This is a genomic window from Paenibacillus hexagrammi (genome assembly GCF_021513275.1).
In the GTDB taxonomy this organism is placed as follows: domain Bacteria; phylum Bacillota; class Bacilli; order Paenibacillales; family NBRC-103111; genus Paenibacillus_E; species Paenibacillus_E hexagrammi.
This window is the reverse complement of record NZ_CP090978.1, coordinates 6,113,361-6,139,394: the sequence shown is the minus strand read 5'-3', so window position 1 is coordinate 6,139,394 and position 26,034 is coordinate 6,113,361. Positions and strand designations below refer to the sequence as shown.

Annotated in this window: 28 protein-coding genes, 1 tRNA gene and 3 pseudogenes; 5 read left to right on the top strand and 27 right to left on the bottom strand. The window is 46.2% G+C overall.

Features of this window, described 5'->3' with window-relative positions; all coding sequences use genetic code 11:
- Nucleotides 1-4 precede the first annotated feature (4 nt).
- From L0M14_RS28165 to L0M14_RS28140, 5 genes are all read right to left on the bottom strand, one after another.
- A complete protein-coding gene (locus L0M14_RS28165; protein WP_235119688.1) occupies nucleotides 5-1,300 on the bottom strand; it encodes a YycH family regulatory protein in 1,296 nt (431 codons plus the stop codon).
- A 139-nt stretch (nucleotides 1,301-1,439) separates the two neighbouring features.
- Complete coding sequence (locus L0M14_RS28160) at nucleotides 1,440-3,194, bottom strand: ATP-binding protein (protein WP_405031155.1); 1,755 nt, start codon at nucleotides 3,192-3,194, stop codon at nucleotides 1,440-1,442.
- A gap of 77 nt (nucleotides 3,195-3,271) precedes the next feature.
- A complete protein-coding gene (gene yycF / locus L0M14_RS28155; protein WP_235119686.1) occupies nucleotides 3,272-3,991 on the bottom strand; it encodes a response regulator YycF in 720 nt (239 codons plus the stop codon).
- A 136-nt stretch (nucleotides 3,992-4,127) separates the two neighbouring features.
- Nucleotides 4,128-4,802: a peptidoglycan DD-metalloendopeptidase family protein gene (locus tag L0M14_RS28150; protein ID WP_235119685.1), complete on the bottom strand. Its 675-nt coding sequence runs from the start codon at nucleotides 4,800-4,802 to the stop codon at nucleotides 4,128-4,130.
- A 142-nt stretch (nucleotides 4,803-4,944) separates the two neighbouring features.
- Complete coding sequence (locus L0M14_RS28140) at nucleotides 4,945-5,673, bottom strand: hypothetical protein (RefSeq protein ID WP_235119684.1); 729 nt, start codon at nucleotides 5,671-5,673, stop codon at nucleotides 4,945-4,947.
- Between the two features lie 406 nt (nucleotides 5,674-6,079).
- On the opposite strand from L0M14_RS28140, the gene L0M14_RS28135 reads away from it, so the two are divergent.
- Nucleotides 6,080-6,349 (top strand): hypothetical protein, encoded by a 270-nt coding sequence (locus L0M14_RS28135; protein ID WP_235119683.1) that lies wholly within the window; start codon nucleotides 6,080-6,082, stop codon nucleotides 6,347-6,349.
- A 48-nt stretch (nucleotides 6,350-6,397) separates the two neighbouring features.
- Here L0M14_RS28135 and L0M14_RS28130 read toward each other — a convergent pair whose 3' ends face one another.
- From L0M14_RS28130 to rpsF, 11 genes and pseudogenes are all read right to left on the bottom strand, one after another.
- The gene (locus L0M14_RS28130) at nucleotides 6,398-6,991 is read right to left on the bottom strand and encodes a hypothetical protein (protein WP_235119682.1); all 594 of its coding nucleotides are present in this window, start codon (nucleotides 6,989-6,991) and stop codon (nucleotides 6,398-6,400) included.
- A 129-nt stretch (nucleotides 6,992-7,120) separates the two neighbouring features.
- Nucleotides 7,121-8,407: an adenylosuccinate synthase gene (locus tag L0M14_RS28125; RefSeq protein ID WP_235119681.1), complete on the bottom strand. Its 1,287-nt coding sequence runs from the start codon at nucleotides 8,405-8,407 to the stop codon at nucleotides 7,121-7,123.
- 408 nt (nucleotides 8,408-8,815) lie between these two features.
- Nucleotides 8,816-10,181, bottom strand: a pseudogene (dnaB, locus tag L0M14_RS28120) (replicative DNA helicase).
- 201 nt (nucleotides 10,182-10,382) lie between these two features.
- Nucleotides 10,383-10,829, bottom strand: coding sequence for a 50S ribosomal protein L9 (rplI, locus tag L0M14_RS28115; RefSeq protein WP_235119680.1), 447 nt, complete (start codon nucleotides 10,827-10,829; stop codon nucleotides 10,383-10,385).
- Complete coding sequence (locus L0M14_RS28110) at nucleotides 10,774-12,786, bottom strand: DHH family phosphoesterase (RefSeq protein WP_235123056.1); 2,013 nt, start codon at nucleotides 12,784-12,786, stop codon at nucleotides 10,774-10,776. Before L0M14_RS28110 ends, rplI begins: the two co-directional genes overlap by 56 nt.
- Before the next feature lie 117 nt (nucleotides 12,787-12,903).
- Nucleotides 12,904-13,617: pseudogene (locus tag L0M14_RS28105) on the bottom strand (DUF2232 domain-containing protein); the annotation flags it as partial.
- A gap of 108 nt (nucleotides 13,618-13,725) precedes the next feature.
- Nucleotides 13,726-14,016, bottom strand: coding sequence for a MazG-like family protein (locus L0M14_RS28100; RefSeq protein WP_405031153.1), 291 nt, complete (start codon nucleotides 14,014-14,016; stop codon nucleotides 13,726-13,728).
- Nucleotides 14,017-14,113: 97 nt separating this feature from the next.
- A complete protein-coding gene (locus L0M14_RS28095; RefSeq protein ID WP_235119678.1) occupies nucleotides 14,114-14,449 on the bottom strand; it encodes a cupin domain-containing protein in 336 nt (111 codons plus the stop codon).
- Nucleotides 14,450-14,543: 94 nt separating this feature from the next.
- A complete protein-coding gene (gene rpsR, locus L0M14_RS28090) occupies nucleotides 14,544-14,831 on the bottom strand; it encodes a 30S ribosomal protein S18 (RefSeq protein WP_235119677.1) in 288 nt (95 codons plus the stop codon).
- A gap of 23 nt (nucleotides 14,832-14,854) precedes the next feature.
- The gene (ssb, locus tag L0M14_RS28085; RefSeq protein ID WP_235119676.1) at nucleotides 14,855-15,331 is read right to left on the bottom strand and encodes a single-stranded DNA-binding protein; all 477 of its coding nucleotides are present in this window, start codon (nucleotides 15,329-15,331) and stop codon (nucleotides 14,855-14,857) included.
- 35 nt (nucleotides 15,332-15,366) lie between these two features.
- Nucleotides 15,367-15,654, bottom strand: a complete 288-nt coding sequence (rpsF, locus tag L0M14_RS28080) for a 30S ribosomal protein S6 (RefSeq protein ID WP_235119675.1) — start codon at nucleotides 15,652-15,654, stop codon at nucleotides 15,367-15,369.
- A 229-nt stretch (nucleotides 15,655-15,883) separates the two neighbouring features.
- Between rpsF and L0M14_RS28075 the strand changes: the two genes are divergently transcribed.
- The 3 genes from L0M14_RS28075 to L0M14_RS28065 all read left to right on the top strand — a co-directional run bounded on the left by L0M14_RS28075 (nucleotide 15,884) and on the right by L0M14_RS28065 (nucleotide 17,852).
- Complete coding sequence (locus L0M14_RS28075; RefSeq protein ID WP_235119674.1) at nucleotides 15,884-16,072, top strand: YjzC family protein; 189 nt, start codon at nucleotides 15,884-15,886, stop codon at nucleotides 16,070-16,072.
- 27 nt (nucleotides 16,073-16,099) lie between these two features.
- Nucleotides 16,100-16,363 carry a hypothetical protein gene (locus tag L0M14_RS28070; RefSeq protein WP_235119673.1) on the top strand — a complete coding sequence of 88 codons (264 nt, stop codon included), beginning with the start codon at nucleotides 16,100-16,102 and terminating at the stop codon, nucleotides 16,361-16,363.
- A 142-nt stretch (nucleotides 16,364-16,505) separates the two neighbouring features.
- Nucleotides 16,506-17,852: a right-handed parallel beta-helix repeat-containing protein gene (locus L0M14_RS28065; protein WP_235119671.1), complete on the top strand. Its 1,347-nt coding sequence runs from the start codon at nucleotides 16,506-16,508 to the stop codon at nucleotides 17,850-17,852.
- A 63-nt stretch (nucleotides 17,853-17,915) separates the two neighbouring features.
- Here the strand turns inward: L0M14_RS28065 and L0M14_RS28060 are convergent, their stop codons facing one another.
- The 5 genes from L0M14_RS28060 to L0M14_RS28040 form a co-directional block, all read right to left on the bottom strand.
- On the bottom strand, nucleotides 17,916-18,365 hold the full coding sequence (locus tag L0M14_RS28060; protein WP_235119670.1) for a hypothetical protein: 450 nt from the start codon (nucleotides 18,363-18,365) through the stop codon (nucleotides 17,916-17,918).
- 182 nt (nucleotides 18,366-18,547) lie between these two features.
- Nucleotides 18,548-18,635 (bottom strand) — tRNA-Ser (locus L0M14_RS28055).
- A gap of 79 nt (nucleotides 18,636-18,714) precedes the next feature.
- A complete protein-coding gene (locus L0M14_RS28050; RefSeq protein WP_235119669.1) occupies nucleotides 18,715-18,942 on the bottom strand; it encodes a DUF951 domain-containing protein in 228 nt (75 codons plus the stop codon).
- A 2-nt stretch (nucleotides 18,943-18,944) separates the two neighbouring features.
- Nucleotides 18,945-19,808, bottom strand: coding sequence for a mechanosensitive ion channel family protein (locus tag L0M14_RS28045; protein ID WP_235119668.1), 864 nt, complete (start codon nucleotides 19,806-19,808; stop codon nucleotides 18,945-18,947).
- A gap of 21 nt (nucleotides 19,809-19,829) precedes the next feature.
- Entirely contained in the window at nucleotides 19,830-20,072 is a 243-nt protein-coding gene (locus tag L0M14_RS28040; protein WP_235119667.1) for a putative Se/S carrier protein, read from the bottom strand.
- 99 nt (nucleotides 20,073-20,171) lie between these two features.
- Here L0M14_RS28040 and yyaC point away from each other — a divergent pair, with 99 nt between their 5' ends.
- Nucleotides 20,172-20,801 carry a spore protease YyaC gene (gene yyaC, locus L0M14_RS28035; RefSeq protein WP_235119666.1) on the top strand — a complete coding sequence of 210 codons (630 nt, stop codon included), beginning with the start codon at nucleotides 20,172-20,174 and terminating at the stop codon, nucleotides 20,799-20,801.
- On the opposite strand, the gene L0M14_RS28030 is transcribed toward yyaC, so the two are convergent.
- The 6 genes and pseudogenes from L0M14_RS28030 to rsmG form a co-directional block, all read right to left on the bottom strand.
- Entirely contained in the window at nucleotides 20,776-21,267 is a 492-nt protein-coding gene (locus tag L0M14_RS28030) for a DUF4446 family protein (protein WP_235119665.1), read from the bottom strand. The two genes, yyaC and L0M14_RS28030, sit on opposite strands and share 26 nt — an antisense overlap.
- A 19-nt stretch (nucleotides 21,268-21,286) precedes the next feature.
- Nucleotides 21,287-22,444 (bottom strand): aminotransferase class V-fold PLP-dependent enzyme, encoded by a 1,158-nt coding sequence (locus L0M14_RS28025; RefSeq protein WP_235119664.1) that lies wholly within the window; start codon nucleotides 22,442-22,444, stop codon nucleotides 21,287-21,289.
- A gap of 77 nt (nucleotides 22,445-22,521) precedes the next feature.
- Nucleotides 22,522-23,394 (bottom strand): ParB/RepB/Spo0J family partition protein, encoded by an 873-nt coding sequence (locus tag L0M14_RS28020; protein WP_235119663.1) that lies wholly within the window; start codon nucleotides 23,392-23,394, stop codon nucleotides 22,522-22,524.
- Nucleotides 23,391-24,149: a ParA family protein gene (locus L0M14_RS28015; RefSeq protein WP_235119662.1), complete on the bottom strand. Its 759-nt coding sequence runs from the start codon at nucleotides 24,147-24,149 to the stop codon at nucleotides 23,391-23,393. Before L0M14_RS28015 ends, L0M14_RS28020 begins: the two co-directional genes overlap by 4 nt.
- Before the next feature lie 168 nt (nucleotides 24,150-24,317).
- A pseudogene (gene noc, locus L0M14_RS28010) lies at nucleotides 24,318-25,132 on the bottom strand (nucleoid occlusion protein).
- A gap of 174 nt (nucleotides 25,133-25,306) precedes the next feature.
- Nucleotides 25,307-26,032 carry a 16S rRNA (guanine(527)-N(7))-methyltransferase RsmG gene (gene rsmG, locus L0M14_RS28005; protein WP_235119661.1) on the bottom strand — a complete coding sequence of 242 codons (726 nt, stop codon included), beginning with the start codon at nucleotides 26,030-26,032 and terminating at the stop codon, nucleotides 25,307-25,309.
- Nucleotides 26,033-26,034 lie beyond the last annotated feature (2 nt).

The following is a 26,034-nucleotide window of genomic DNA, read 5'->3' as shown; positions in this document are numbered from 1 at the left end:
GGCGTTACTCCATAAAATCATAGGTTCCGTCCCGCAGCTCAATCGCCCATACCGGTGTTAACGAAAGCGTCTTCTCCGATATCAATGGACGGTACGCTGGAAATATAGATACGATGCTGGTCCTTCGTTGGTAATATTGCAGCCTGGCTTCCAGGTCTGCCCCGGAGAGCAGCTCCGAATCACTGCGCTGCAGCGTCTTGAAATCAGGTACGATCATGGAGCGTTCGAAGCCCGTGACTACCCCTTTTTGCACCTGCATCTTCATCGTTCCAAAGCCCTCAAGCTTGCCTGTAATAATAGGAAGCGCTTCGTAATACTCGCGGAACAAGAAGATCTGATTGTCAAAAGGCTGCAGCTGCGGTGTACGCGCCACCACATATTTCCCGTCCCAGCCGATATGCTGGTTGACGAATTTGATGCCGGCGATCAAGTCCTCACGGACATCGCTCTTGCTGCTTTCCACCGGTGCCACCGGGTCCGAATAGGTGATCCAGCTCTGATCACGATTGATCTGAAAGCCTCTCTTACTATCGGTGTAAATCTCGGAGCCATCCCGCTCCTTCAAGTTTCTCGTGATACCAGGGTCAACGAAATAGCTCGCCTTCAATTGATCAGCCGTAAGTAACGTGTAGTCGAACGTGTAACTCGGCATACGAACTGGCTTCACAGGCAGATAGTAATCACCATTCGTCGTTTTATATAAATTCGTTAAATCACCGTACGCAACGAAGTTCTCAATATCCTTACTAGTAAAATCCGCGCTGACCACCTCGTAGCCCACATTCGGCGAATCCGTAAAGAAGAAGGCCTGCACCTCTTCATTTGCTCCCTTGGAGAAAATCCATATCTTTGTAATCAAATCGTTCTCCGCTGGAATATCGCCTTCAATGCGAAGGAGTGTCTGCAGCACACTGAACGGCATGCCGTCACGAAACCGGATTTCTACCCCCTGCTGCTTCGTTCGGACTTCCTCCCAATTGATGTTCGCCAGATACAACGTTGTTTTCCGAAAGCCGTTAAATCTTCTTTGCTTGATGTTATCCAGAAGTCTCGTGTAGTAGTAGCTGTTCGGAAATAACACCGAATGCTGCTCATTACCTAGATGCACGATAATCTGATCCGGAAAGAGCATGTCCTCAATTTCAGCCTGCTTACCTAGGCCTGGCGTTTCCGTCTGCACATAATCACTCTGCTGAAGCGGCTCGATCTTCGTGGGATTATAGGAAGCAAGTAAGAAGCTTTGGTACAAGCTGAGCACGATGAGCACAACCAATAGGACAGACTTCAATCCTTCTATCACCGTGCTTCACCTTCCTCTCGACGAGGGCATTGCACTGACCGCTCACTGACCAATTTCCATCCTTTTATCATAAGCGTTTCACCCTCATCTCGGCGAGGGCACTGCGCCGATCGTCGGCTGACCGATTTCATTCCTGCTATCATAGTGCTTCACCCTCCCCTGATTGCATCGGCAGTGTGAACATGACTTTCGTGCCTTGACCCAGCTCCGAATCCAAATGAATCGTTCCTCCGTGAGCTTTCACAATTTCCCGGGCAATAGACAGACCTAACCCCGTTCCACCCATGTTGCGCGACCGTGCCTTATCTACACGATAGAAGCGCTCAAAGATTCGGGCTAAATCCTTCTTGGGAATGCCAATCCCGTTATCCTGTACCGTAATCTCTAGGTCATTCTTATTCGAGCGTCTCGCACTAAGCTGGATGGCACCTTCATCCCCCGTATATTTGATCGCGTTGGAGACGAGATTATCCAAGACCTGATCAATTTTATCACGGTCAATCAGCAGACTTGTCACATCCGGGTCCACCTGAATATGAATGCGAATTTTTCGCTGTCTAAGCTGAAAAGAAAACCGGTCCGCAACCTCATCCAGCATGTCGGATACTTGCGTCATTTTCTTATGGATCAAGGATTGCTTAGAATCCAGTCTAGAGAGATGCAGCAGGTCCGTAACAAGCCGGATCATCCGCTCCGTCTCGCTCCGCGTTACACTGATGAATCGGGAAGCCAGCTGCGGCTCCTCGATCGCTCCGTCGTCCAGCGCCTCCAGGTAGCTCTTGATCGTCGTTAGCGGCGTCCGCAGCTCATGGGATACGTTGGCAACGAACTCCCGTCTAGCCTGCTCCAGCTTCTCTTGATCGGTTACATCCTGAAGCACCGCGATGATGCCGTTCAGCCCCTCACCTCTTCGATGAATCGGAGTGAATGTGATGCGCACAGAAAGCTGCTCCTCATCATCAGGAAGCTCAATATCCAGCAGCGTCGTATTCACTTCGCCTCGAATAAACTCCTTAATCGTATCCATCGGAATCCGCAGGATCTCCGAGATTTCTTTACCGAGAGTAGCTTCTTCTTCCACCTGCAAAATCTGCTTCGCCCTACGGTTGAGAACGATAACCCTGCCTATATCATCTGTCGCAATGACGCCGTCGTTCATATTGGTTAGGACAGAAGCCAGCTTCTCCTTCTCTTCTTCATTGAGAGAGGGCGCTTCCTTCAAGCGGTTCATCATAAAATTAAACGTATGCCCGAGCTGACCGATCTCATCCTTCCCCTGTACCCGAACCTGCTCGTCGAACCGCCCTTCTGCCACCGCAGTTGCTTGCTTGGTGATTTCTTTAATCGGGTTCGTAATCGTACTGGAAAGCATAACACCAAGAATGGCCGTTAAGCCCAAAGCAATTAACGTACCAGAGATCAGAATACGGTTGATCGTGCTAATTGTTTTGTACACGTCCTCCATTGAGGCAATAATGTATACCGCTCCGAGCACCCGCACTCCGCTGCCGACAGGCTTAGCAATAACCACCTTGCGAACCCCGTCCTCATCGGTAAAAATCCGCTGGTTATCCTTAATGCCCCACAATGCCCGAATCACCTCAGGCTGCGTGTTCTTCTGCTTCAGATGGCTGGGCACCGTCGTACTGACAATTTGCCCGTTCGCGTCAATAATCTGAATCTCGGCATTACTGATCGAGAACAGATTACTGACGAATTCATTCAAATCCGTATAGGACCTTTTGCCTTCTGGATCTTTGCTGTCCTGATCACCGGCCAGGTACGGTCCGACGAAGCCAGCGAGCAGCGTCACCTGGCTGTTACGAGAAGCTAGGAATTCATTCTTGAAATAAGTCTCCGCCGTTCGGTAAAAATACACACCAATGAGCTGCATGGCAATCAGAATCAGCAGCACATAGATGATAATCAGCTTCATTTGAATCGATTGGAAGAAGCGAATGCCCTTCATCATTAGAAGCCTCCGGACTTCGGACTCCGCATCATATACCCCAGACCCCTGCGGGTTGTGATGTATTCCGGACGACTAGGATCGGTCTCCAGCTTTTCACGCAGCCGTCTGATCGTCACGTCCACCGTTCGCACATCGCCAAAGTACTCAAAGCCCCACACGGCCTGCAGCAAATGCTCACGCGTCATGACCTTACCCGAGTTCTTGGCCATATATTGAATGAGTTCGAATTCCCGGTGCGTCAGGTCGAGCGGAGCTCCATCCTTGTACACCATATACATGTCATTATCGATAAACAGCTGATGAATGGTAATGCCATTGCGCTTCGTATCCAGCTCCGGCGTTGCCGACTGTGTCTTCGTCTGTCTGCGCAGGTGTGCCTTCACTCTGGCTAACAGCTCACGGGTCCCAAACGGCTTGGTCACATAGTCGTCAGCGCCCATCTCTAGGCCAAGCACTTTATCCAGTTCTGTATCCTTCGCCGTCAGCATAATGATAGGTGTATTCAACTTTGAACGCACCTCTCGGCATACATCCATACCATCCTTCACAGGCAGCATGAGATCAAGAAGAATTAAGTCAGGATTTTCCGAAAAGGCTAATTCCACCGCACTGCCGCCATCATAGGCGCAGACGACCTGATACCCCTCTTTTTCCAAATTAAACTTCAAAATATCTGCAATCGGTTGTTCGTCATCAACAACGAGAATTTTTCCAAACAAACCTACCACCGCCTACGAGAAAGTCAGTTCCTACATCCTTTATTCATCCTCTAGTTTACCATATCTTGAAGTAAAAAGAGACCAAGTCACCCCGTACGCTTCCGTACTCGGGTCAGACCTGGCCTCATTATCTCTGCTATCTATTTAAATATTTCAAAGGATTTTGCAATCCTCCGCTTTTATGAATTTCAAAATGTAAATGCACGCCTGTGGAGTCACCTGTACTGCCCATCACGCCAATTTGCTCGCCTTTCTCAACAATGGCGCCTTCTTTGGCAATAATTTTGCTCATATGGCCGTATAAAGTCTCGTAACCGTTCAGATGATTAATAATCACATAATTGCCGTAATCGTTTTTATATCCGGTTTCGACCACTTTGCCGTTATCGGCAGCCATAATCTTTTTATTGCCTGTTATGTCAATTCCTTTGTGCAGCTTGCCCCAACGTACACCGTATGTACTCGTAATGTTTGGCGATGCAACAGGCCATGCAAACTTACCTGAGCCTTCACCTTTTACAACCTTCGTGCCTTTTCTTGCTTTAGCCGTAACCGGCTGGTCGATGATCTCTTCATTGACCACTTGCTCATCGGTCATCATGCCGTTGACCTTGGTGACCTGGATCGTCACTTTCTTCAGGCCGTTCTTACCCTCTGATATCGGCTGAATCACACCTACTCGCAGGTTGTCATCCTTTACATATTCCGTATCGTACTGAATCTCTTGATTGCGAATGACTTTCTCCGTCGTCTTCACCGATAGCGTCGGTTGAAGCAATGTTAGGTCCAGTTTATCGCCAATCTTAATCATATCGTCTTGAATCCATGGGTTCTTCTCATAAATAAAATCTCGAGTAATACCAAATCTCTTCGCTATGCATCCAATACAGTCGCCCTCTTGAACGGTATACTGCGTTGGTTGAACATCACCGGTTTGCAGCTTTTGAACGATTTCATCGGGATCTCCCCAACTGACTTGGATCGATCGGCACTTCCGCTGTCTCTACATCCTGCACAAATTCAGCATCCACCAGCTCAGACGGTGCCGTACTGATATCATCGGATGCGCCTGCTGATAATACGGTTACTTTACTGGAATCCTTGGTTTTATCCGTATACGGCGACTTAATTTTCGCTAAAATCTCATCAGCTGTCTGTTGATCTTTCACAATGGCAACAACCTTGTTATCTACCTTGAGCTCCACACCCGTCGGCTGCGGTACTAACAGCTCATTGAGCCTAGCAATAACACTAGCATCATCTGTCTTCGCTCTGAAAGCCTTTTCAGCCACAGAGACGATCCCGCTCGTATCTAATTCAACATGCACATTTGGAAAGTTCTTCTGAACTTCAAGCGGCCTACTCTGCTTATATTCATCAATTAACTTATTATCGCTCACAATTCCAATCTCATTGCCATTTAGTTGCACGTGATAAATCTCAGCCATACCCGCTTGCACATATTCATGTCCGGCAACGGTCACTGCTCCAGCTAAGACAAGCGTTCCCGCTCCAATGGCAAGAGCCCATTTATGCCGTTTCATTACCGCCAGCGTCGTCGTCGTTGTCACTTGTTCTTCCTGCTGCTGCTTGTCTGATTCATTTCCGGTCAAGCTTTCTCGCTTGATCTTGAATCTCTGCATGAGATCCTTCACATAGCGCATTCCCCTGAAACCTGTCATGATCTTCTCCCTTTAGACGGTTTTGCATCCACAGATACATAAATTAACCTAGATTAGACATAATACCCATTGAGGATGTCTTTCTTTTGTTAAATTTACCACACTTACTCTTGCTATTTCAACAAATGCGTCGACATTCACTTCATAGATTCATGTCGATTGTCGCGATTACCGCCACAATAAGGCGTAATAATGACATTTAGCAAGAATCAAGTCAGTTTAACAAAAGAGTCACTTTGCCCACCTTAGCATAATTTCCACTTCAAATCTATGGAAATAAAAGTAAGTACTGTAGTTTTCCTTCGGAAAACTCAGCAAATGCTTACGAAGATAGTTTTCCTTCGGAAAACTCAGCAACGCTTACGAAGATAGTTTTCCTTCGGAAAACTCTTAGGAGGACCACTCAATGGAAAAAAGTCTAACAGCCACATTTACGAACGTGGAGAACCTGGAGCAAGCTGCGGATGAGCTTAGGCAGCAGGGCGTACTGGATCTCAAATTTGATAACAATGCTTCATTTAAAATCGATTTTCAAGCCCATTCACTGGTACAGAGCACTCAGGACATTGTTTCAGACCATGCCTACACCTTAGAGGTCACGGTCGAGAAGTCCCGCTACAGGCAAGCGGAGGATACCCTCGTCAAGCATGGCGGCCATGTAGCAGCGACGTATTAAATCAATATTTATTCATAATATCCATGAGCTGCTTGTATTCGTCGTCGTTCAAATACTTTTTGAGAGTGTCTGATCGACCTCCTTCAGCTCCTCGGATGTGATGCCGTCTTCCAGCAGCACAGATAAGTGCTGCACTTCGTTCTGGGGCAGCTTGGCTACAACAAGAGAAAATATCTCCATCTTGTCTTCGCTGGTCAGCTGCTCTTTCTTTTTGGCGAAGTCCTCTGTGGAGATGACCAAGTCGGAATCATTTTGAATACGCCCCATGACGGGCACTGATTCCTCCTCCACCCCATCTGCTGGGCCCTGAGCAGCCTTAGAGCTATCGGGTTCCGGGCCTGCTGGAGTAACCGATGGGCTGGGCGCCACAGCGACAGCAGCATCTGGCGATGCAGTAGGGCTTTGAGACGGACCTTCGGCTGTCTGTTTACCCTCGTCTCTAGGCTTAACTATATTCAGCTCCTCCCCCAATCTTGCAGCAATTTCGGAAATTTGAATCTTTTTACCCAATGCGGGGATCTGAAATTGTCGAAAGATTTCCTGCACGTAGAGATTTACAATCAATGATGTGGTAATTACAGAGATCGACGTTATAAGGACTGTACTGACTACCAATTTCCCCAACCATTTGAAAACATTCATGCGTTTGCTTCACCTCTGCCGCGATATCATTCCTCCCTTCCAGTATTGACGGTTTTTCACCCATTAAATCCCAAGTAAAAAAGAAATCCTCCAAGCCATGATCGGCCTAGAGGATTATTGTTACGACAATTATGAGTAAATCGGGCGAACCAAGTTTGTTTGCTCGCGGTTACGACCTACAGAGAAGATCGCAATCGGAATGCCTGTCAGCTGGGATACACGCTCAACATAATGTCTTGCGTTCTCTGGCAGATCGCTCAGTGTACGAGCTTGGGACACATCTTCCGTCCAGCCCGGCAGCTCTTCATACACAGCTTCACATTCAGAAATAGCCTTCAAGCTGGAAGGATAGTGTTCAATCAGCTGGCCGCGGTACATATAGCCTGTGCAGATTTTCACCGTTTCCAGACCTGTCAGTACATCAATCGAGTTCAAGGACAAGCCTGTAATACCGCTCACGCGTCTTGCGTGGCGTACGACAACGCTGTCGAACCAGCCTACACGGCGCGGACGTCCTGTAACCGTACCGTACTCGAAGCCTTTTTCACGAATCCAATCGCCTACTTCATTGTTCTGCTCTGTTGGGAACGGACCGTCGCCGACGCGGGTTGTATAGGCTTTGGCTACACCGATAATGTTATGAATCTTAGTCGGGCCTACGCCTGAGCCGATGCACACGCCACCCGCTGTTGGGTTGGATGATGTCACATATGGGTATGTACCTTGGTCGATATCGAGCATAACGCCCTGTGCGCCTTCGAACAGCACTCTGCGGCCTTGATCGATGTACTCGTTCAGTACAACGGAAGTATCTGTCACGTAGGGACGAAGCACTTCAGCGTACTCAAGATATTGTTTGAGAATCGGCTCTACGTCTAGTGGCGTGGAACCGTACACTTGCTCGATCAATACGTTCTTCTCCGCAACAATGCGGCGAAGCTTCAATTCGAATTCCTCTGCGTCCATCAAGTCGGCAATCCGAATGCCGTTGCGGGCCGCTTTATCCATATAGCAAGGTCCGATCCCTTTACGGGTCGTACCGATTTTGCTGTCGCCTTTACGATCTTCTTCCAGTCCGTCCAATACGAGATGATAGGGCATAATCACGTGAGCGCGGTCACTGATGTTCAGATTCGTAGTGGTAAAGCCGTTATCATGTATATAGTTAATTTCCTCAATGAGAGCGGCAGGATTGATAACCATTCCGTTACCGATCACGCAAGCTTTATCTTGATAAAAAATGCCTGAAGGAACCATCGTCAGCTTATACTTCTTATCGCCGATAATGATCGTATGACCCGCATTGTTACCACCTTGGTAACGGGCTACAACTTCTGCGGACTCCGCCAGAAAGTCAGTGATCTTTCCTTTCCCTTCGTCTCCCCATTGCGTACCGACAACAACAACCGTTGACATGTGCTACTACCTCCGTACGGTGAACAAAATCACCCATAATGAGCCGCTAGGCTTGGTATACCTTTTGGGGAAGGTAACTTCATTAAAGCGCTAAAGTGCCAGAACGAAGTGCTCCCTTGTGACTTTTGAACAATATCTCCCTAAGCAGACCGGCATTCAATCGAATAGCGCCAAACTGAACAGAGAGCTTGTACCTGTATCATTCTCAGAAAACGCAGCCGGCGCTGAGACCGGGACACCTGCACATGAAAAACGACCTCTTCTCGATCTTGCCGCTGCTATGCGGTCCGATCAATCAAGGTTTTTCACAGTCTCTAGTGTAGCAGTCCCCCTAAGTAAAGTCAATGAAAAACGAACAATTACACAGTCCCCTGTATAATTGTTCGGATATAAACAAACACTATGCAGTTAGTAGCCTGCTGCAGCCGCTTCCTGGTGGGTCCGATCCATGTTCACGAACTTATTGAACTGCTTAAGGAAGGCTAGTTCGACCGTTCCTACCGGTCCGTTACGCTGCTTGGCGATAATGATCTCGATAATGTTCTTCTTCTCGGATTCCTTATCATAGTAATCGTCCCGGTACAGGAACGCTACGATGTCGGCATCCTGCTCGATCGAACCCGATTCCCTAAGGTCAGACATCATAGGACGCTTGTCCTGCCGCTGCTCAACGCCCCGGCTCAGCTGCGAGAGGGCAATGACCGGCACGTTCAGCTCACGCGCAATCTGCTTCAGCGTACGCGAGATCTCGGAGACCTCCTGCTGACGGTTATCACCCTTACCGCGGCCTGCAATCAGCTGAAGGTAATCGATCAAAATCATGCCGAGCCCCTTCTCCTGCTGGAGACGGCGGCACTTGGCGCGAATATCCGCGACCGTAATGGAAGGCGTATCGTCAATGTAGATATTCGCTTCAGAGAGCGCCCCGATCGCCATCGTCAGCTTCTCCCAGTCGTCGCCCTCCAGCGTACCCGTCCGCATGCGGTTCGCATCGACGTTGGCTTCTGCGCAGATCATCCTCGTGACGAGCTGGGCCGCGCCCATCTCGAGCGAGAAGATCGCGACGGTCTCTTTGGCGCGGACGCCTACGTTCTGCGCCACATTCAGACGCGAAGGCGGTCTTACCTACGGAAGGACGCGCCGCAAGAATAATCAAGTCCGAGCGCTGGAAGCCGGACGTCATCTTATCGAGATCCACGAAGCCCGAAGGGATTCCCGTGGATCCGCCCCGATTCGAGTAGAGGAACTCGACTCGCTCGAATACATCCATCAGCACGTCCCGGATCGAGACGAAGCCGCTGGAACTGCGGCGCTGCGAGATCTCGAGGATGTTCCTCTCCGCATCGCTGAGCAGGGCCCCCACATCTTCCGAATTGGCATAGCCATTCGTGACGATCTCGGTGGCCGCCCGGATCAAACGGCGCAGCATCGATTTCTCTTCGACGATCTGCGCGTAATAGTCGACGTTCGCCGCCGTCGGCACCGCTGTAGCGAGCTGCGACAGATAGCTGACGCCGCCGATCTCATCGAGCTGCTGCTTGTCCTGCAGACGCGCCGTCAGCGTGATCAAATCGACAGGCTCCTGCTCCTCCGCCAGCTCGATAATCGCCTCAAAAATGCGCTGATGCGCGCCGCGGTAGAAGTCGTCGCTCGTTACCCGCTCCATCGCGGTAATCAGTGCATCGCCGTTCAGCAAAATGGCACCGAGCACTGCCTGCTCGGCTTCAATATTTTGTGGAGGCACACGATCCATAAACATATTTTCTCCGCCCATGCTCATGGCACTCTCATCCCCTCTTATGTCCTGTTATCCTCTCATGATACAACCGATTGACGGGAAAGCATAGATGCAATTACTTGAAATCGATCATATCTATTGATGATGGCCGCTAAAGCCGATATTTGCTCCTCAATAAGAAAGAGGATCAGCCCGAAGCCTTGATCCTCTCTCATTCGCGCCTGCCGTATGCTGCGCTTATTTCTCTTCTGTTACCTGTACGCTAAGTGTTGTTGTCACTTCGCTGTGCAGCTTCACCGGAACCTTCGTAACACCAAGGGTACGAATTGGATCGTCCAGCACGATTTTACGCTTGTCGATCACAATTTTCTGCTTCTCCAAAGCTTCCGCTATCTGCTTGCTCGTGATGGCTCCGAAGAGACGTCCGCCTTCTCCTGATTTCGCCTTGATCTGAACCGTCATCTCGCTAAGCTTCACTCCGAGCTGCTGCGCATCTGCCTTCTCTTGATCCTTGCGGCGCTGCTCGGCCTTCTTCTGATTATCCAATTGCTTCACTGCGCCTTGTGTTGCCGGTGCAGCTAGTCCTTGCGCGAACAGAAAGTTATTTGCGTAACCTTCGGATACTTCCTTAATCTCGCCCTTCTTGCCTTGACCCTTCACATCTTTTAACAGTACAACTTTCATTCAAAAGCCCCTCCTCGTCTTCCATCTCTTGCAGCACCTGCTTAAGCCGCATTGCTGCTTCCTCCAAGGTTCCTTCCATCTGGGTGGCCGCATTGGTCAAATGTCCGCCTCCGCCGAGCCGTTCCATCACCAGCTGCACATTCATCTGACCGAGTGATCTGGCGCTAATGCCGATTAATCCGTCATGCCGTTCACTGATGACGAAGGATGCCATGATATTCGTCATATTCAACAATGTATCAGCAACTTGAGCAATCATCAACTGCGAGTGCTTTTTCCTCGGTTCTGATACGGCTAATGCCACATGTTCATACAGGATCTCCGTATGCCGCATAATTTCCGCTTTCTCAATATAAGAATCGAGATCTTCCTTCAGCAGTGTTTGAATGAGCCCGGAATCCGCTCCATTGCGGCGAAGATACGAAGCCGCTTCAAACGTTCTGGCGCCTGTCCTAAGACTGAAGCTCTTCGTATCGACCACAATACCGGCCAAGAGAACCGTCGCCTCCAGCACCTCCATAGCCAGCTTATCATGGATATACTGCAGCAGCTCGGTAACCAGCTCGCAAGTAGATGATGCATAAGGCTCCATGTAGACCAGTGTTGCGTCCTGGATAAACTCCTCGCTGCGCCGATGATGATCGACAACCACAATGCGATGCGTAAGCTGCAGCAGCTTGGGCTCTGCCACCATAGATGCCTTATGTGTATCCACTACAACAGCAAGGGTTCGCTGCGTCATGATCTGCATCGCTTGTTCCGGTGTAATAAACCAACGGTACAAGCGCTCATCCGCCGAGATCGTTTCCATCAGCTTCTGAATAGAGGGATTGACTCCCTCAAGTACAATGTAGCCTTCTTTGCCGATAACCTGAACGGCCTTCAACACGCCGACCGCTGCGCCTATGGAGTCCATATCCGGAAAACGGTGGCCCATCACAACGACCTTGTCGCTTTCTTTCATCAAATCCCTTAGCGCGTGAGAAATGACCCTTGCACGAACGCGGGTTCTCTTCTCCACTGCGTTCGTCTTTCCTCCGTAGAAGGATAGGCGCTGCCCTACTCTCACAGACACCTGATCGCCGCCGCGGCCTAAGGACATGTCCAAGCTCATTTGCGCCATCTGTCCCAGCTCAACCAAATGCTCGGCACCGGAAGCGATACCGATACTGAGCGTAAGCGGCAGCTTGTTCTCGATCGTCAAGTCACGAACATCGTCCAATATCTCAAACCTTGTCTGCTCCAGGTTACGCAGCCCTTTTTGATCCATTAAGATGAGGAATCTGTCCGAGGCGGTACGCCTAAGGTAAAGCTGGTTCCTTTGCGCCCACTCTGTAATCTCTCCTGTTACCTTCGCCAGCATGATACTTCTCGTCTGATCATCCATGCCTTGCGTTGCTTCATCCAGATTATCCAGCATGACAATGCCAATGGCAATTTTCTCATCTTCATACTTTCTGGCCAGATTGGCTTGTTCGGTAATTTCCCGAAAAAACATCAGCCTCTCTTCCGGCCGAATCCATACTTGATAAATATGCTTGCCAATCGGCATTTCAATTTTTTCGTTCTTATCCTTTTTACTCTTTAGGTCTGGAAACCATTCCAATAAAGACTCACCGATGACAGATTCCTGTTCCAGCATTTTGGCTACGAAAGGATTGTGCCATTCGATTCTTTTTTCTTCATTATATAAAACAATGCCGATCGGCAATCCGCTCATGACCTCCGTGCCGGCTTTCTTCACCCGATGGGTAATGGTTCCGACGTAGGTGTTGAGATCCTTTCGAAAGGCTGTCTCCGCCTGCAGCGTAAAATACGCAAGAACGCCAGAAAGCAGTAAGGACAAGACGCCAAGCAGCCACTGATAGTAGAATACAATCGCAGTCAGTACCAGCAGCAATACGAAAATCCATACGATATGAAGACCATGCCACCGCTTTAAGAGGAATTTCGGCATTTTCCTATCTCCTGATCCTATATATTTTTTCTTAAACCGTTCTCGGATTGGAAACGATACATCAAAAACGCCTAATAAACTGTAAACAAATACAAGCGGATAAGCGATACATAGTAAAACCAGGGCTCCATAGGGCAAAATCGGCTTCCATCCGTTGGCATGAGCTACAAAGAACAAGAAGCTGAGCGCCTGAATAGCAAACACGAGAACGAGCAGTGGAAATAAATTAAACAAGATCGCCGATCCCAACGTATTGGAGAATGGATCAACGAATAAATTCATCACAAACGTGATCAGATATAGCCATACAAACGTCTTCGGAAGCATTCTCTCCCGCATGGGGCGCAAGCCCGGTACGGCCTCCCCAGTCTTTCCAAGCAGCCAACGGGTGATTCCATGAGAGACGAAGGCGTAAAACAAGGCAAAAAAGATAAAAATCAGCGGGAGCTCTTGTGTAACAAACGAAATGTACGCCTCTTGGTTCTGCGGCACCATCTCCCTGAGCATGGGAGAGAGCATATTCATGCTTTCCATGAGTGACTCCTTAAACTTCGCAACCGGATTCAATCCCAGGCCCGTTGAAATAAGTAAACTCAGGAGCTCCTCCGCCAGCAGCGTTACCGTTCCCGCGGTTAATACCGTTCGCGCAGCCGCTTTTCTTTTATATAAATTCCCCATAACAAGAACTGGAGGCAAAAAGAACAGCGATACGGCAAGCAGGAATATCCCATGCCAACCTGATAACAGATAGACGATTAACAAGCTAACGGCGTAGGAAATCATAAACCGTTTGGTGCTTGATTGGACATACAACATAAGGACGGGTATCATGATAAAACTAATTGTGAAAATTAGAAACGGGGTCAAGAGCGATAGCAGGAACAGAATCGTTACCCCGCTCCAGATCAGACCCTGCGTACTGCGTTTCCCCAACCGGGATCACCTCTTACGTAAATGTTCTTCCAAGGATGAAATGTCCCCATACCAATCTTCAAGCTGGTGACCCTCTTGGCGATGCTTATTCATTTTTTCAATAATGGCTTCATCCAGGCTCCGGTAGGAGATGCCCAGTCTTCTTCCTAGTATGTATCCGCAGGAGATCAGGCTCGCAAGTCCATCCACGATCTTCATGTGACTGCCTTCCCATATCCCTTTGAGCAGATGAGCTACATGGTCGACGACTTCCGTCTTGAGCCATTCGATGACTTTGGCCCGCCTCGCCAGATCCATCTCCTTATCTCCACTTGGCAACTCGCATCTCTCCCCACCTACAAAAAGGCTTTGTATTCCATTATAGCATAAAAAGCAAAAAGAACAGAAAACCCGGCTAGACGGGATAGCGGTCGCCTTTGGTCGTAGGTGTTGATATCACAAGAAATTCGATGCTCTCTTCGGAATCATTTCTCATTTGATGAGGCACTCCAGGGAGTACAGTAACTCCTTCATGGGCATGCAACTGAATGTTCTCTCCATCAAGCTCCATTGTTGCTATACCGCTCAGCATAAAGAAAAACTGAGATGCTTTCTCATGCATATGCCTTACTTCACTTGTACCTGCCGGCATACGTTCATGGATAATGATTCTCTCCTGACTTTGTTCCAAGAACCACCCATCACATTGCTGTCCCCATACATAATGCTCTGCATTCTTCTTGCTCATCATGTTCTGTTCTCTCCCTGCAGCTCATTCACATGCTTAGTATGAATAAAAAGAGAGACTAACGGATAACCCGTCAGCCTTCTTCTGTAATTGACTCTTATTCCGTTGTGTAAGGCAACAAAGCGATTGTACGAGCGCGTTTGATCGCAACTGTCAATGCACGTTGGTACTTTGCGGAAGTTCCTGTCACACGGCGAGGAAGAATTTTTCCACGCTCGGAGATGAACTTTTTAAGAGTTTCAATATCTTTATAATCAATATGCTTGATTTTGTTTACTGTGAAGTAACAAACCTTACGGCGTTTACCTTTACCGCCTTTGCCACGAGGTGCAAATTTGCGGTCGCCGCGGTCTTCACCATTGTTGTCTCTCTTTTGGAAAGCCATTGTGGGTTTCAGTCCTTTCTGTTTTAGAATGGTAGATCATCATCGGAAATGTCGATCGGTTTCCCGTCATCGATGAAAGGATCCTGCTGTTCGCGTGATCCGCCGTATCGGTTGTTGTTGTTACCACCACCGCCGCTATAGCTTGGGTTTGACCCCGCACCCTCTTCACGGTTGCCTCCGACATTACCGGATTCCAAGAAACGTACATTGTCGGCAACAACTTCGGTTACGTATACGCGTTTGCCCTCATTGTTGTCGTAATTACGAATTTGTAGGCGTCCTTCTACTGCTGTCAAACGTCCTTTACGCAAATAGTTCGCGCACGTCTCGGCAAGCTGCCTCCACGTTACGATATTGATAAAGTCCGCTTCACGCTCTTTCCCTTGCGAGAACGGGCGATCTACAGCGAGTGTGAATTGAGTGACTGCAACTCCTGCTGGAGTATAGCGAAGCTCCGGGTCTCTGGTCAACCTGCCGATAAGAATGACACGGTTCAACATGGTACATCCTCCCCTGACGAAAATACTGGCATAACTTAGGCTACGTCGTTAACGATTAAGTGACGAATAACTTCGTCCGTAATCTTGAATACGCGATCCAATTCCGCTACAACTGCAGGTTCTGCGTTGAAATGTACAAGCACATAGTGCCCGTCACGGAACTTGTTGATCTCATACGCAAGACGGCGTTTACCCATCATGTCATGCTTGGTAACTTCGCCACCACCATTTGTGATGATTCCTTGAAACTTCTCCACAGTAGCTTGAAGTTGTTCTTGTTCAACATCTGTACGAACGATGTACATTACTTCATATTTGCGCATGTATGTCACCTCCTTTTGGACTAAGCGGCCCCATATCAAGCTATGAAAGCTTACGGAGCAAGGAGCGAGAATTCTATTTCAAAACTCGCACTCAAATACTATAGCAAATCCGCCATCATATTACAAGTTCTTCATGAAGGTTGAAGCTGGTAACGGTACCTGCACATGTTTATCGGTTGCCCGGGTCATCCTAAGCATGAGTGACATACACAAAGTGAGGTGAACTCTAATGGGCGAATGGACACAGTTTAGTCCTGGCGATTCTGCGCCAAATGACGGGCAATACATCGAAATCGGCGAAAACGCGTTTCACATGGGTGTGAACGATCCTAAAATCGTAACCCTGAAAAAAGGGGATCCTTTTCCGAAAACAAGTAACCACAACCGCAAATGGAAACGCAAAGATATGAAGCAGTAATGTCTCAAGAAGCAAGGAGAATGCATCATGAGAACCTTTACTTGGCTCTTCACCTTCATTGGTGCTGCTCTATGTGTGGTACACTATATGTTCCACGACCATGACAGCATCTATCTCATTTTTTACGCGTTAAGCGTGCCAGCTTGGTTTGCCCCTGTGGTTTCCAATATTTATGAGATCTCCCCTTTGAAGATGTTGTTTATCTATGCGTTAACCATCATTACATGGGGAATCGTCGGTTATGTCATTGACCGCTTCTCGGCTGGCTATCGCCGCAAAAGCAAATACTAGCACTCGAATTCTGCCTTCCAGCCCCTTGAGCTCCTGCTCTCGGGGTTTTTTCCTTCTCATTCCAACCCTTTTCGTACCTACGGCTTTCCTATATAATCTTATATATATCAATTATATCCATACATGTATGGAAGATTATGAGGTGAACCCATTGAGCACTCCCCATGACCTGCCGCAAGAATCAGCCACATCCTCGTCTTCTATGAGCAGAAGAAAGCTCTTATCCGCTTTAGGGGCATCTGGCCTTGCCATTGCCGCAGGAGGGCTTTTCTCAACATCCGTTGCGCAAGCAGCCGCATCCTCAACTCCTATTTATAATGTTAAAGACTATGGTGTATACGGTAACTCAAGACCCGACCAAGACGATGCTCCTGCTATTCAAAACGTTCTAGACACAGCTGCCTTGAATGGTGGAATCGTGTATTTTCCTCCCGGCATGTATTTCATTCAATCTTCTTTACGGGTAGGCTCTAACGTAATCCTATTAGGCGCAGGTAAAAATACCATATTAAAATCCTTTATGAATAAGTTCGGCCTACTTAATCTCTCGGCTGTAAGTAATGTTCAAATTCATCGTATGGCCTTCCAAGGTATGGGATCTTTTAGTGCCTCCTATGTCCCTTTGATCGAGAATGGCATCTCCTTGACGAAGGCTGCCGATATCTACATAAGTGAATGCTACTTCTCACAAATCGAGAACGGGATAAAGTCAGTGGATTCAAGCAGAGTTACGATATCCAGCTGCATTTTTGATTCCATTTTAGGCGCACTCGACTATGCTTACTTAGGTTTTGGCATATGGTGTAATAATGCGGACAGCCATCGGATCGAGTACAACGATTTCAATCAGTTATTCCAGGCATGTATCTCTCTAAACAACGGCACGAAAAATTCTGTAGTCGCCCATAATCGTATGAGCCGCTGCTTTACTATAGCTATTGATATATCCGCTCAACCATCAGAGGATCCTTGCAAGCAAAATATCATTTCCGAGAACATCATTGAGGAATTCATCAACTCTAGTGGTAAGACCGGATATACACTGGGTATACGTTTGAAGGGCAATTGTATCTCCAATCAAGTTACACGCAATATGATATCAGATATCGACGATGGTGCCATTCGCATAGAGTCGAAAGGCAGCAAACAAAAAGAACGTCCTCATTTTAATACGATCGAGCAGAATACTATTCAGACCATTCGCAAGTCTGGAATCGTTGTCTTGAACAGCTACGCTAACCGAGTTCACGCTAACAATATTCGAGATTGCAAAGGGAATGGGATTCTTCTTTATTCAGAAGGCAAAGACACCGGTTCCTCCTGCAGCAACAATCACATTACCGCAAATAGTTTAGTGAATTGTTCAAGTGCGCCCATCCGAATATCCGATGCCAATTGTAAAGCTACTATTCAATATGGCAATATCGGGTCAGGCAACGGAGATACGATCATAGATAAAGGCACAGATACCATAACTACCTCTTTATAAAAAGCAAATAAGCGCAGCATTTCGGTTCCCTACGGCCCGCTATGCTGCGCTTATTTGTTTCCCCTATTTCATGTATATTTTCTTTTCGGAGATTTTGCCATCGGCGAAAAACACAATTTGGGCAAAGTAATTGGGCTCATCCTTAAGTGCAAACTCATACGTCTTTTTCCCGTTCTCCTCTTTGATCATCTTGCCTTTTGATCCTACGATTTTCACTACATCATCATAGGTGCTATCTATGGCCAAATCATCTAACTGCTTTCTTGATATGACCGGCGGCGGTTCGTTATTAGGTGTTGCGCTTGCCGCAGCTCCAGTTGCTGGTGAAGCAGCTGCTGTGCCTTCTCCGTTACCTCCAGTGCTTGTAGCCGCCGGAGCGCCTGCTGAAGGCTGCACACTCGTTGTAGCCCCTAGGCTTGCCGACGTCCCTGTTCCCTCTTCTTTCTTCTTGCCACAACCAGATGCTGTGACGACAAGTATAAGCGCAAGCACGCTAATCATCCAGATTCTCAACGTGGAACCTCCTAGTATCGTTCATTCTACATATGTATAGTTTGTCAGTTAATTGCTGTTTTATTCATACATAGGAATCATTTGTTTCACGTGGAACTTCTTCAATAAGTAGTTAATATAACGTAACGAATAAAAAGAGCCCTCCTACACATTCACTGTGTAAAAGAGCTCTTGTACGAGAACGGAGAGAGTGGGATTCGAACCCACGCACGGCATACACCGCCTAGCTGATTTCGAGTCAGCCCCCTTGGGCCTCTTGGGTACCTCTCCATAAGAAACGAGAACAGGACTTATTGTATCAAATAATTTCAGCCACTGCAAGTCCGTTCTCAAAATAATTTCTAGCTTATTATTCCCCGATTTTCTCCTTTGCAGCATCCGGTTCTGCTGATGATCGAAGCACTTTTTTTAACTTACTTTCAAACTTTGTCCTTGGCACTAACACGCTGTGCTTGCACCCTACACACTTAATTCTTATATCCATGCCCATACGGATAATTTCCATTTCATTCGTTCCACATGGGTGGGGTTTCTTCATTTGAACGATATCGCCAAGCTGATATTGCTTTCTTTCCATCGTTATTCCGCCTCCTTCACCGATCTTAAATACGTAACCGTCTTCGGATATGGGATCTCGATATCATTTGCATCAAGCTGTTTTTTTATCTCTTCATTCATTTTCCTAGCGATTTCAAATTGTGTATTCGGTTTGCATTCCGTTACGATTCGAAGAACAACCTCAGAGCTACCCAACATTTGAACGCCCAATACGTCCGGTTCCTTCACAATATTATCGAGTTTGCCGAACATGGTTTGAGTTGTTTCTTTCAGAACCTCTATGGCCCGATCAATATCGGATTCGTAAGCAATGGATACATCCACGACAGCCATGGAATTATGTATGGAGAAGTTGGTTACCTGCTTAATGTTGCCGTTCGGAATGATATGAACCTCACCTGTCCAACTTTTAATTCGGGTGACTCGAATGCCGATCTCTTCTACAGTTCCCTTAACTTGATCGATTTGAATGACATCCCCCACGCCGAATTGATCTTCAAATATAATGAAAAATCCTGTTATGACATCCTTCACCAAACTCTGTGCTCCAAATCCGATTGCTAGTCCGAGTACCCCCGCACCAGCCAGTAATGGACCCAAATTAACCCCGATTTGACCTAAAATCAGAAGAATGCATATAAAATTTACCGTATAAGAAATTAGATTATGTATCAATCTACCGATCGTATTCGTTCTTCTAGCATCGAACTTTAAGGGCGACTTCTCTCTTGCTGACATCATGTGAGTAATCATTTTATGAGCTATCTTGATCGTAATTCTTGCTACAATATAAATCACCATGATCTTCACGATAATCCAAAATGCACTCGCCAGCCATTCTGGGCTTGTAATCATGTCCTTCAGCCACTGGATGGTATCTTTCATAAAAATATGATCTCCTCTCCTCTAGCTTTCTTCCATGTTAACATATTTATCGTCGTTTTTAAAATATATGCCCCGGATTTCTACCTGTTCAGACAGGATGATTTCTTTCACTAGCAATAAACTTTCACTGGGGAATTCAATAGAAAGCGCACAACCTGCAGTAACCTCTTTCGGTGTTGGCCTTATATCAATCTCTATATCTGCATACTCTAGCAGCATCTCTGCCCGCAGAGCTTGCTGTGTAGAATCAAAGGCAAGTAGCATTAATGAAGCATTCAGTTAAATCTCCCCTCTCCTACGTATAATTTCCGCCCTCTCTCCATATACTAGTAAAAAATAGTCTCATGACTTTGGAGGGATTCTATGAAATTCCAGTTCGGATTTGACTCTAGTAATAAAAAGCCCCAATCACTAGAAACCTTAAAAATACAGCATACCGAGCAAGATACGCCGCTCCTTCTCTCCAGACATCTGCACTCCATCTTCAGTTCACTTCCGAACTATCAGCCTATTGTTGTCATTTGTGTAGGTACGGACCGATCTACCGGAGATTCCTTAGGCCCTCTTGTCGGTACTCACTTAAGCAAAAAACCAGGCCTGCGCTCCCTTCATCTTTATGGAACCTTGGATGAGCCTGTCCATGCAATGAATTTAGTCGAAACCGTACAACGAATTCATCTTGAATACGAAGATCCGTTTATTGTTGCAATCGATGCCTGTTTAGGTCAAGTATCGAGTGTGGGCTGTATTCAAGTTGCAGATGGTCCTCTTAAGCCTGGAGCAGGCGTCAATAAGGACCTGCCCCCTGTCGGCAATATCCATGTAACCGGTATTGTGAATGTTGGCGGATTTATGGAGTACTTTGTTTTACAAAACACTCGCCTAAGCTTAGTCATGAATATGGCTCAAGTGATCGGGGATGCATTATCTATGGCGCTCAGACGAGTTCAAGCATACCCGACGACTCCTACTGCTGCTTTGCAGTTAGATTGATAGCTTCTTTTTCTTCTGGACTTAACGTATAAGTAGATTGACCTTTTTGCACTGGCTTCGCGTATAAGTAGGTTTGTTCTCTGCTGTGAATTCCAGTCATGATAATGCCGTCTTGAAATTCATCTAAGATCGCGATCGTAAAACTCAAATCGCTACCACTATCAGCAAAAGCGTTATATCTATGAATGCCTACCTTCGATTTCATGCTCTTTAGTTGATCAAGAATAGCAGCAACTGTGGCTGAAGTCGAATCTGACTCGGCCTTTTGCGTGTTGATTTTTGATTGCATATCCATGATCAGATCTTCGATGTTCTCTGCTTTTGAGCCATTCATCATAAGAAGATACTGCTTTCTAAGAGATGAAAGCTTTGTCCATAATACAAGGTTAAGTATAAGTAAGATAAGCAAACCTATTCCGATGATAGCAAATAGTAAACTGTTCTCGATTCCAAACGTTTCCCCCACGAAGTATCCCTCTTTCTAGTTATGCATACTGTGAACTTATTTCTTTGACTGCATCTACAAGAGCTTCTACTTCTTCATCTTTTGTAAAATAACCGATACTAGCTCGCACTGCGCCTGTAGCCAATGTTCCTACTGCTTCATGAGCCAACGGTGTACAGTGGTATCCTGCTCGTACTGCGATTTGAAAAGATTGATCTAAAATAAAAGCGACTTCTGATGAATCTGTATGTCTGATTAGAAAGGAAACGATTCCTGTTTTATTTTGTCCCAATGCTGGCCCAAGAACCGTCACTCCTTCAATTCCCATTAATGCTTCCATAAGATGCTGTGTTTGCTTCCATTCTTTCTTATGAATTTCTTCTACGGTTTTGGATAAGACAAACTTGATTCCTTCATTTAAACCTGCTATGCCAACTGTATTCTGCGTACCCGCCTCGAAGCGATCTGGTCGAACCGTGGGCTGCTCAATCGATTCCGATTGACTGCCTGTTCCACCATGAAGCAGTGGCTCCAGTTCTACGTTAGAATGAACATATAACCCCCCCGTTCCTTGAGGCCCTAGAAGCCCCTTATGACCGGGAAAAGCTAACATATCGATGTTCATATCTTCTACGTGGATAGGCAGCACTCCGGCGCTCTGGGCCGCGTCTACGAGCAGCTTAACACCTCTTGCACGGCACATCTCTCCTACTTCCGCAACTGGTAGAATCGTACCCAATAAATTCGAGCTGTGGTTCATGACTACAAGGGAAGTATTCGAACGAAAAGCTTTCTCAAGGTCTTTAAGATCAAGTTCTCCCTGGACATTGCTTTTGATATAGGTAAGCTCAATCCCTATCTTCTCTCTGAGATATTCTAGTGGTCTACGTACTGAGTTGTGCTCAACGCTTGTACAGATCACATGCTGTCCTTCACGTACGAATCCTTTAATTGCTTGGTTAAGTGCATGTGTTGTATTAAGAGCAAACGATATGTCATTTGGATTTTTCACACCAAAGAGCTTAGCCGCATTTTTTCTAGTTTCGAAGAGCGCTCTGCTTGCCTGTACAGCCATTTGATGACTACCTCTTCCAGGATTCGCAGCGTATTCGTTCATACATCTTGTCATTGCTTCCATTATAGCCGGCGGCTTAGGCCAGGATGATGCTGCATGATCTAAATATATGATATCTTTCATAGTCTCACCTCATAAATATAGCATACCTTAGTTTCTCTCTCTTAACGAAAGAAAACCATCGGTATGCCATCTAAATTTTAAGAGATTTTTCCTTGTAGTAGTTCCAACAGTCGATTTAAATCATCCTTTGAATAATACGACAGTTCAATTTTCCCTTTGTCCTGCTGATGTTTGATTTTCACCGTCGTCCGGTATATATCACGCAGCTGATCTTCAGCCTGATGAATATAAGGATCTCTTAGTTTATCTTTAGGTTTGTTCTTTTCTTTTTCTTGCCCTGGTTGTTCTTCGAGAAGTTTAATAGCTTCTTCCAGTTCGCGTACACTCCATTGCTTACTGATTGTGGCTTCGGCGAGTTCTTTCTTGATTTTATCATCCTTCACGCCAACAATCGCTCTTGCATGCCCCATGGATAATGTTCCACGTGAAACATATTGCTTAATGGAATCTGGTAATTGCAGCAATCTTAGAAAGTTAGCAATATGGGACCTGCTCTTTCCGACCTTAGCAGACAATTCCTCTTGAGTTAAAGAGAACTGATCTATTATGCCTTGGTATGCAACAGCAATTTCAAGTGCATTCAAGTCCTCGCGCTGAACATTCTCAATTAGTGCAATCTCCATAACCTGTTGATCGGTAAAGTTTCGCTCTACTGCAGGTATTGTAGGAAGTCCACTTAACTGAGAGGCTCTAAAGCGCCGTTCTCCTGCAATAATTTCAAAACCCTTGAGTACTTTTCGAACAATGATCGGTTGAATGACGCCATGTTCTTTAATCGAGTCAGCCAACTCTTTGATACTGTCTTCATTGAAATTTTTCCTTGGCTGATATGGATTTGCCCGAAGTTGAGATAAAGGAATTTGTATAACCTTATCGTTATCATCAATATGTAGAGAAGGCAATAAGGCGTCTAGCCCCTTCCCAAGACCTTTACCTAACCCTTTTGTCATAAGGAGATCACTTCCTTCGCTAGCTCCATATACACTTCGGCTCCTTTAGAACGAGGATCATAAGTGATAATTGATTGCCCATGACTCGGCGCTTCGCTTAAGCGAACATTACGTGGAATGATCGTCTGATATACTTTTTGCTGGAAATATTTCTTCACTTCTTCAATCACTTGAATCCCTAGATTCGTCCTCGCATCAAACATAGTCAGAAGGACACCTTCAATTTGCAACCCTGTATTCAAATGCTTCTGGACTAGACGTACTGTGTTAAGCAGCTGACTAAGTCCCTCTAGCGCATAATATTCACATTGGATTGGAATAATGACAGAATCAGCAGCAGTTAGGGAATTAATCGTTAGAAGCCCTAGTGATGGTGGACAGTCAATCAAAATATAGTCGTATAGATGCTTTACTAGCTGAAGAGACTTTTTCAACCGAACTTCTCTTGAAATCGTAGGAACAAGTTCAATTTCGGCACCAGCAAGCTGGATAGTAGCCGGAATGATTTTAAGATTTTCTACGTTCGTTTCAACCGTTGCGTCCTTCGGATGAATGTCATTGATGAGAACATCGTAAATGCAATAAACGACATCCGCTTTGTTGACGCCAATTCCACTTGTTGTGTTTCCCTGCGGGTCAATATCTACTAACAGCACTCTTTTGCCGAGCGAAGCCAAAGATGCTCCTAGATTTACAGAAGTAGTCGTCTTACCGACGCCACCCTTCTGATTCGTTATTGCAATGATTTTGGACAACCTGTTCACCTCTATCGCTTATGCTCCACAAGCTTACATACAGAATACTATTATCTTACCATATCTACCAAACAGTTACCTTATCAATATTTTACTACAGAACCTGATAGATTCCAAAAAAAGAAGCAAAAAAACGGCTTGCGCCGTTTAGTAAGCACTAGATTGCTATTATCTTTTTGGTATTTTAATAATAATTTCGTAGTGATCTTCGTGATCTCTCTCGGAGGTATCAATGTTCATACCTGAGCTTGTCACCATCTCAACAGACTGGCGTATCGTATTTAAAGCTAACCGTACATCCTTCGTATAGGAGACGCGCTTAGCTTTTTTAATTTAGCAGCTTCTTTAAGGAAATTAATTTTCGCTTCGGTTTGTTTGACATTGAGCTCCTTCGCGATAACTTCCTCAAGCACTTTAATTTGTAATTCCTCTTGGTCGAGGGCTAGGAGAGCACGAGCATGACGTTCCGTAATTTTGCGTTCCATTAGAGCCGTCTTTGCCGGTTCACTTAAATGAAGCAAACGGATCTTATTAGCAATAGTAGATTGACTTTTCCCCAACCGTTGAGCAAGACTTTCTTGCGTTAAATCATGCATCTCAATGAGCTGCTGATAGGCTGCTGCCTCTTCAATTGCTGTCAGCCCTTCTCTTTGCAAGTTTTCAATTAGAGCAATTGATGCAGCTTGTGAATCATTGAAGTCCCGCACGATGGCTGGAATCGTATCCAGGCCAAGCTTTCTAACCGCTCTTAATCTTCGTTCACCGGCAATCAGTTCAAATGCATTGTTTTTAACCCTAACGACAACAGGCTGAATCACACCATGAGTACGGATTGTCTGACACAGTTCGTCTATGCGATCATCATCAAAAACCGTTCTTGGCTGGTACGGGCTAGGCGTGATGCTATGTACGGGTATATTCTTTACCTCATCTGTATTGGATCGATCCGTAAGGCCAAATAGTTTTGATATTTGTTCTTTCATAGGAAAACTTACCACCAACTCTTCCCCGTAGTTTAACAGTCCGTGCAGCTGTAGAGCTGAACCGACATAGGATGACGAGAAATCTCATACTATTACTAATTCTCCATGAAAACGGAAGTTCCTGCTGACAAATTATGAACGTTTTGAATAAAATGTTTCACGTGGAACATTAAGTTAAGGTTTCACCAGAGGGCTTTTTAAAGGGGTGCCCGCTTTTCTAGGATATTTACCAGGTGTGTTTCCCACCTTATGAATTCGAACAAAATGACGAATCGATTGTTCAATTGGAAGTTCCATTTTATCTACGCTGACGAGCTTGCCCTTGAGTTCCGATAGACTGAATTTTGCTTCACTCAGCTCCTCTTCAATCTCGGAACCTTTCATCGCCATAAATGTCCCCTCTTTTCTTGCAAAAGGAAGACAGAACTCATTAAGAACACCTAGCCTAGCAACAGCTCGAGCTGTTACAAGATCAAACTGGTCACGAAAGGCGGACTGCCTTGCTATATCCTCTGCTCTTCCATGCACACAATTCACTTGATCAAGCTCAAGCTGAGATACCAACTCACGTAAAAAGGTAATTCTCTTATTCAAAGAATCGACGATAGTTACTTGTAAATGTGGGAACGCAATCTTCAATGGAATACTTGGAAATCCAGCGCCAGAGCCTATATCAGCTAGCTTGATAACATCCCCGATAGGAAAATAAAAAGAAAGAAGAGAGTCGTAGAAATGCTTCATATAGACTTGTTCTCTTTCTGTAATTGCCGTTAAATTCATTTTTTCGTTCCACTCAATTAAGGTCCGGTAATACATGTCAAACTGGTCAAGTTGTCTCTGAGAAAGTTGAATCCCGCGATCTGTAAGCAGCTGTGAGAAATATTGTTGAATAGCGTCCATGA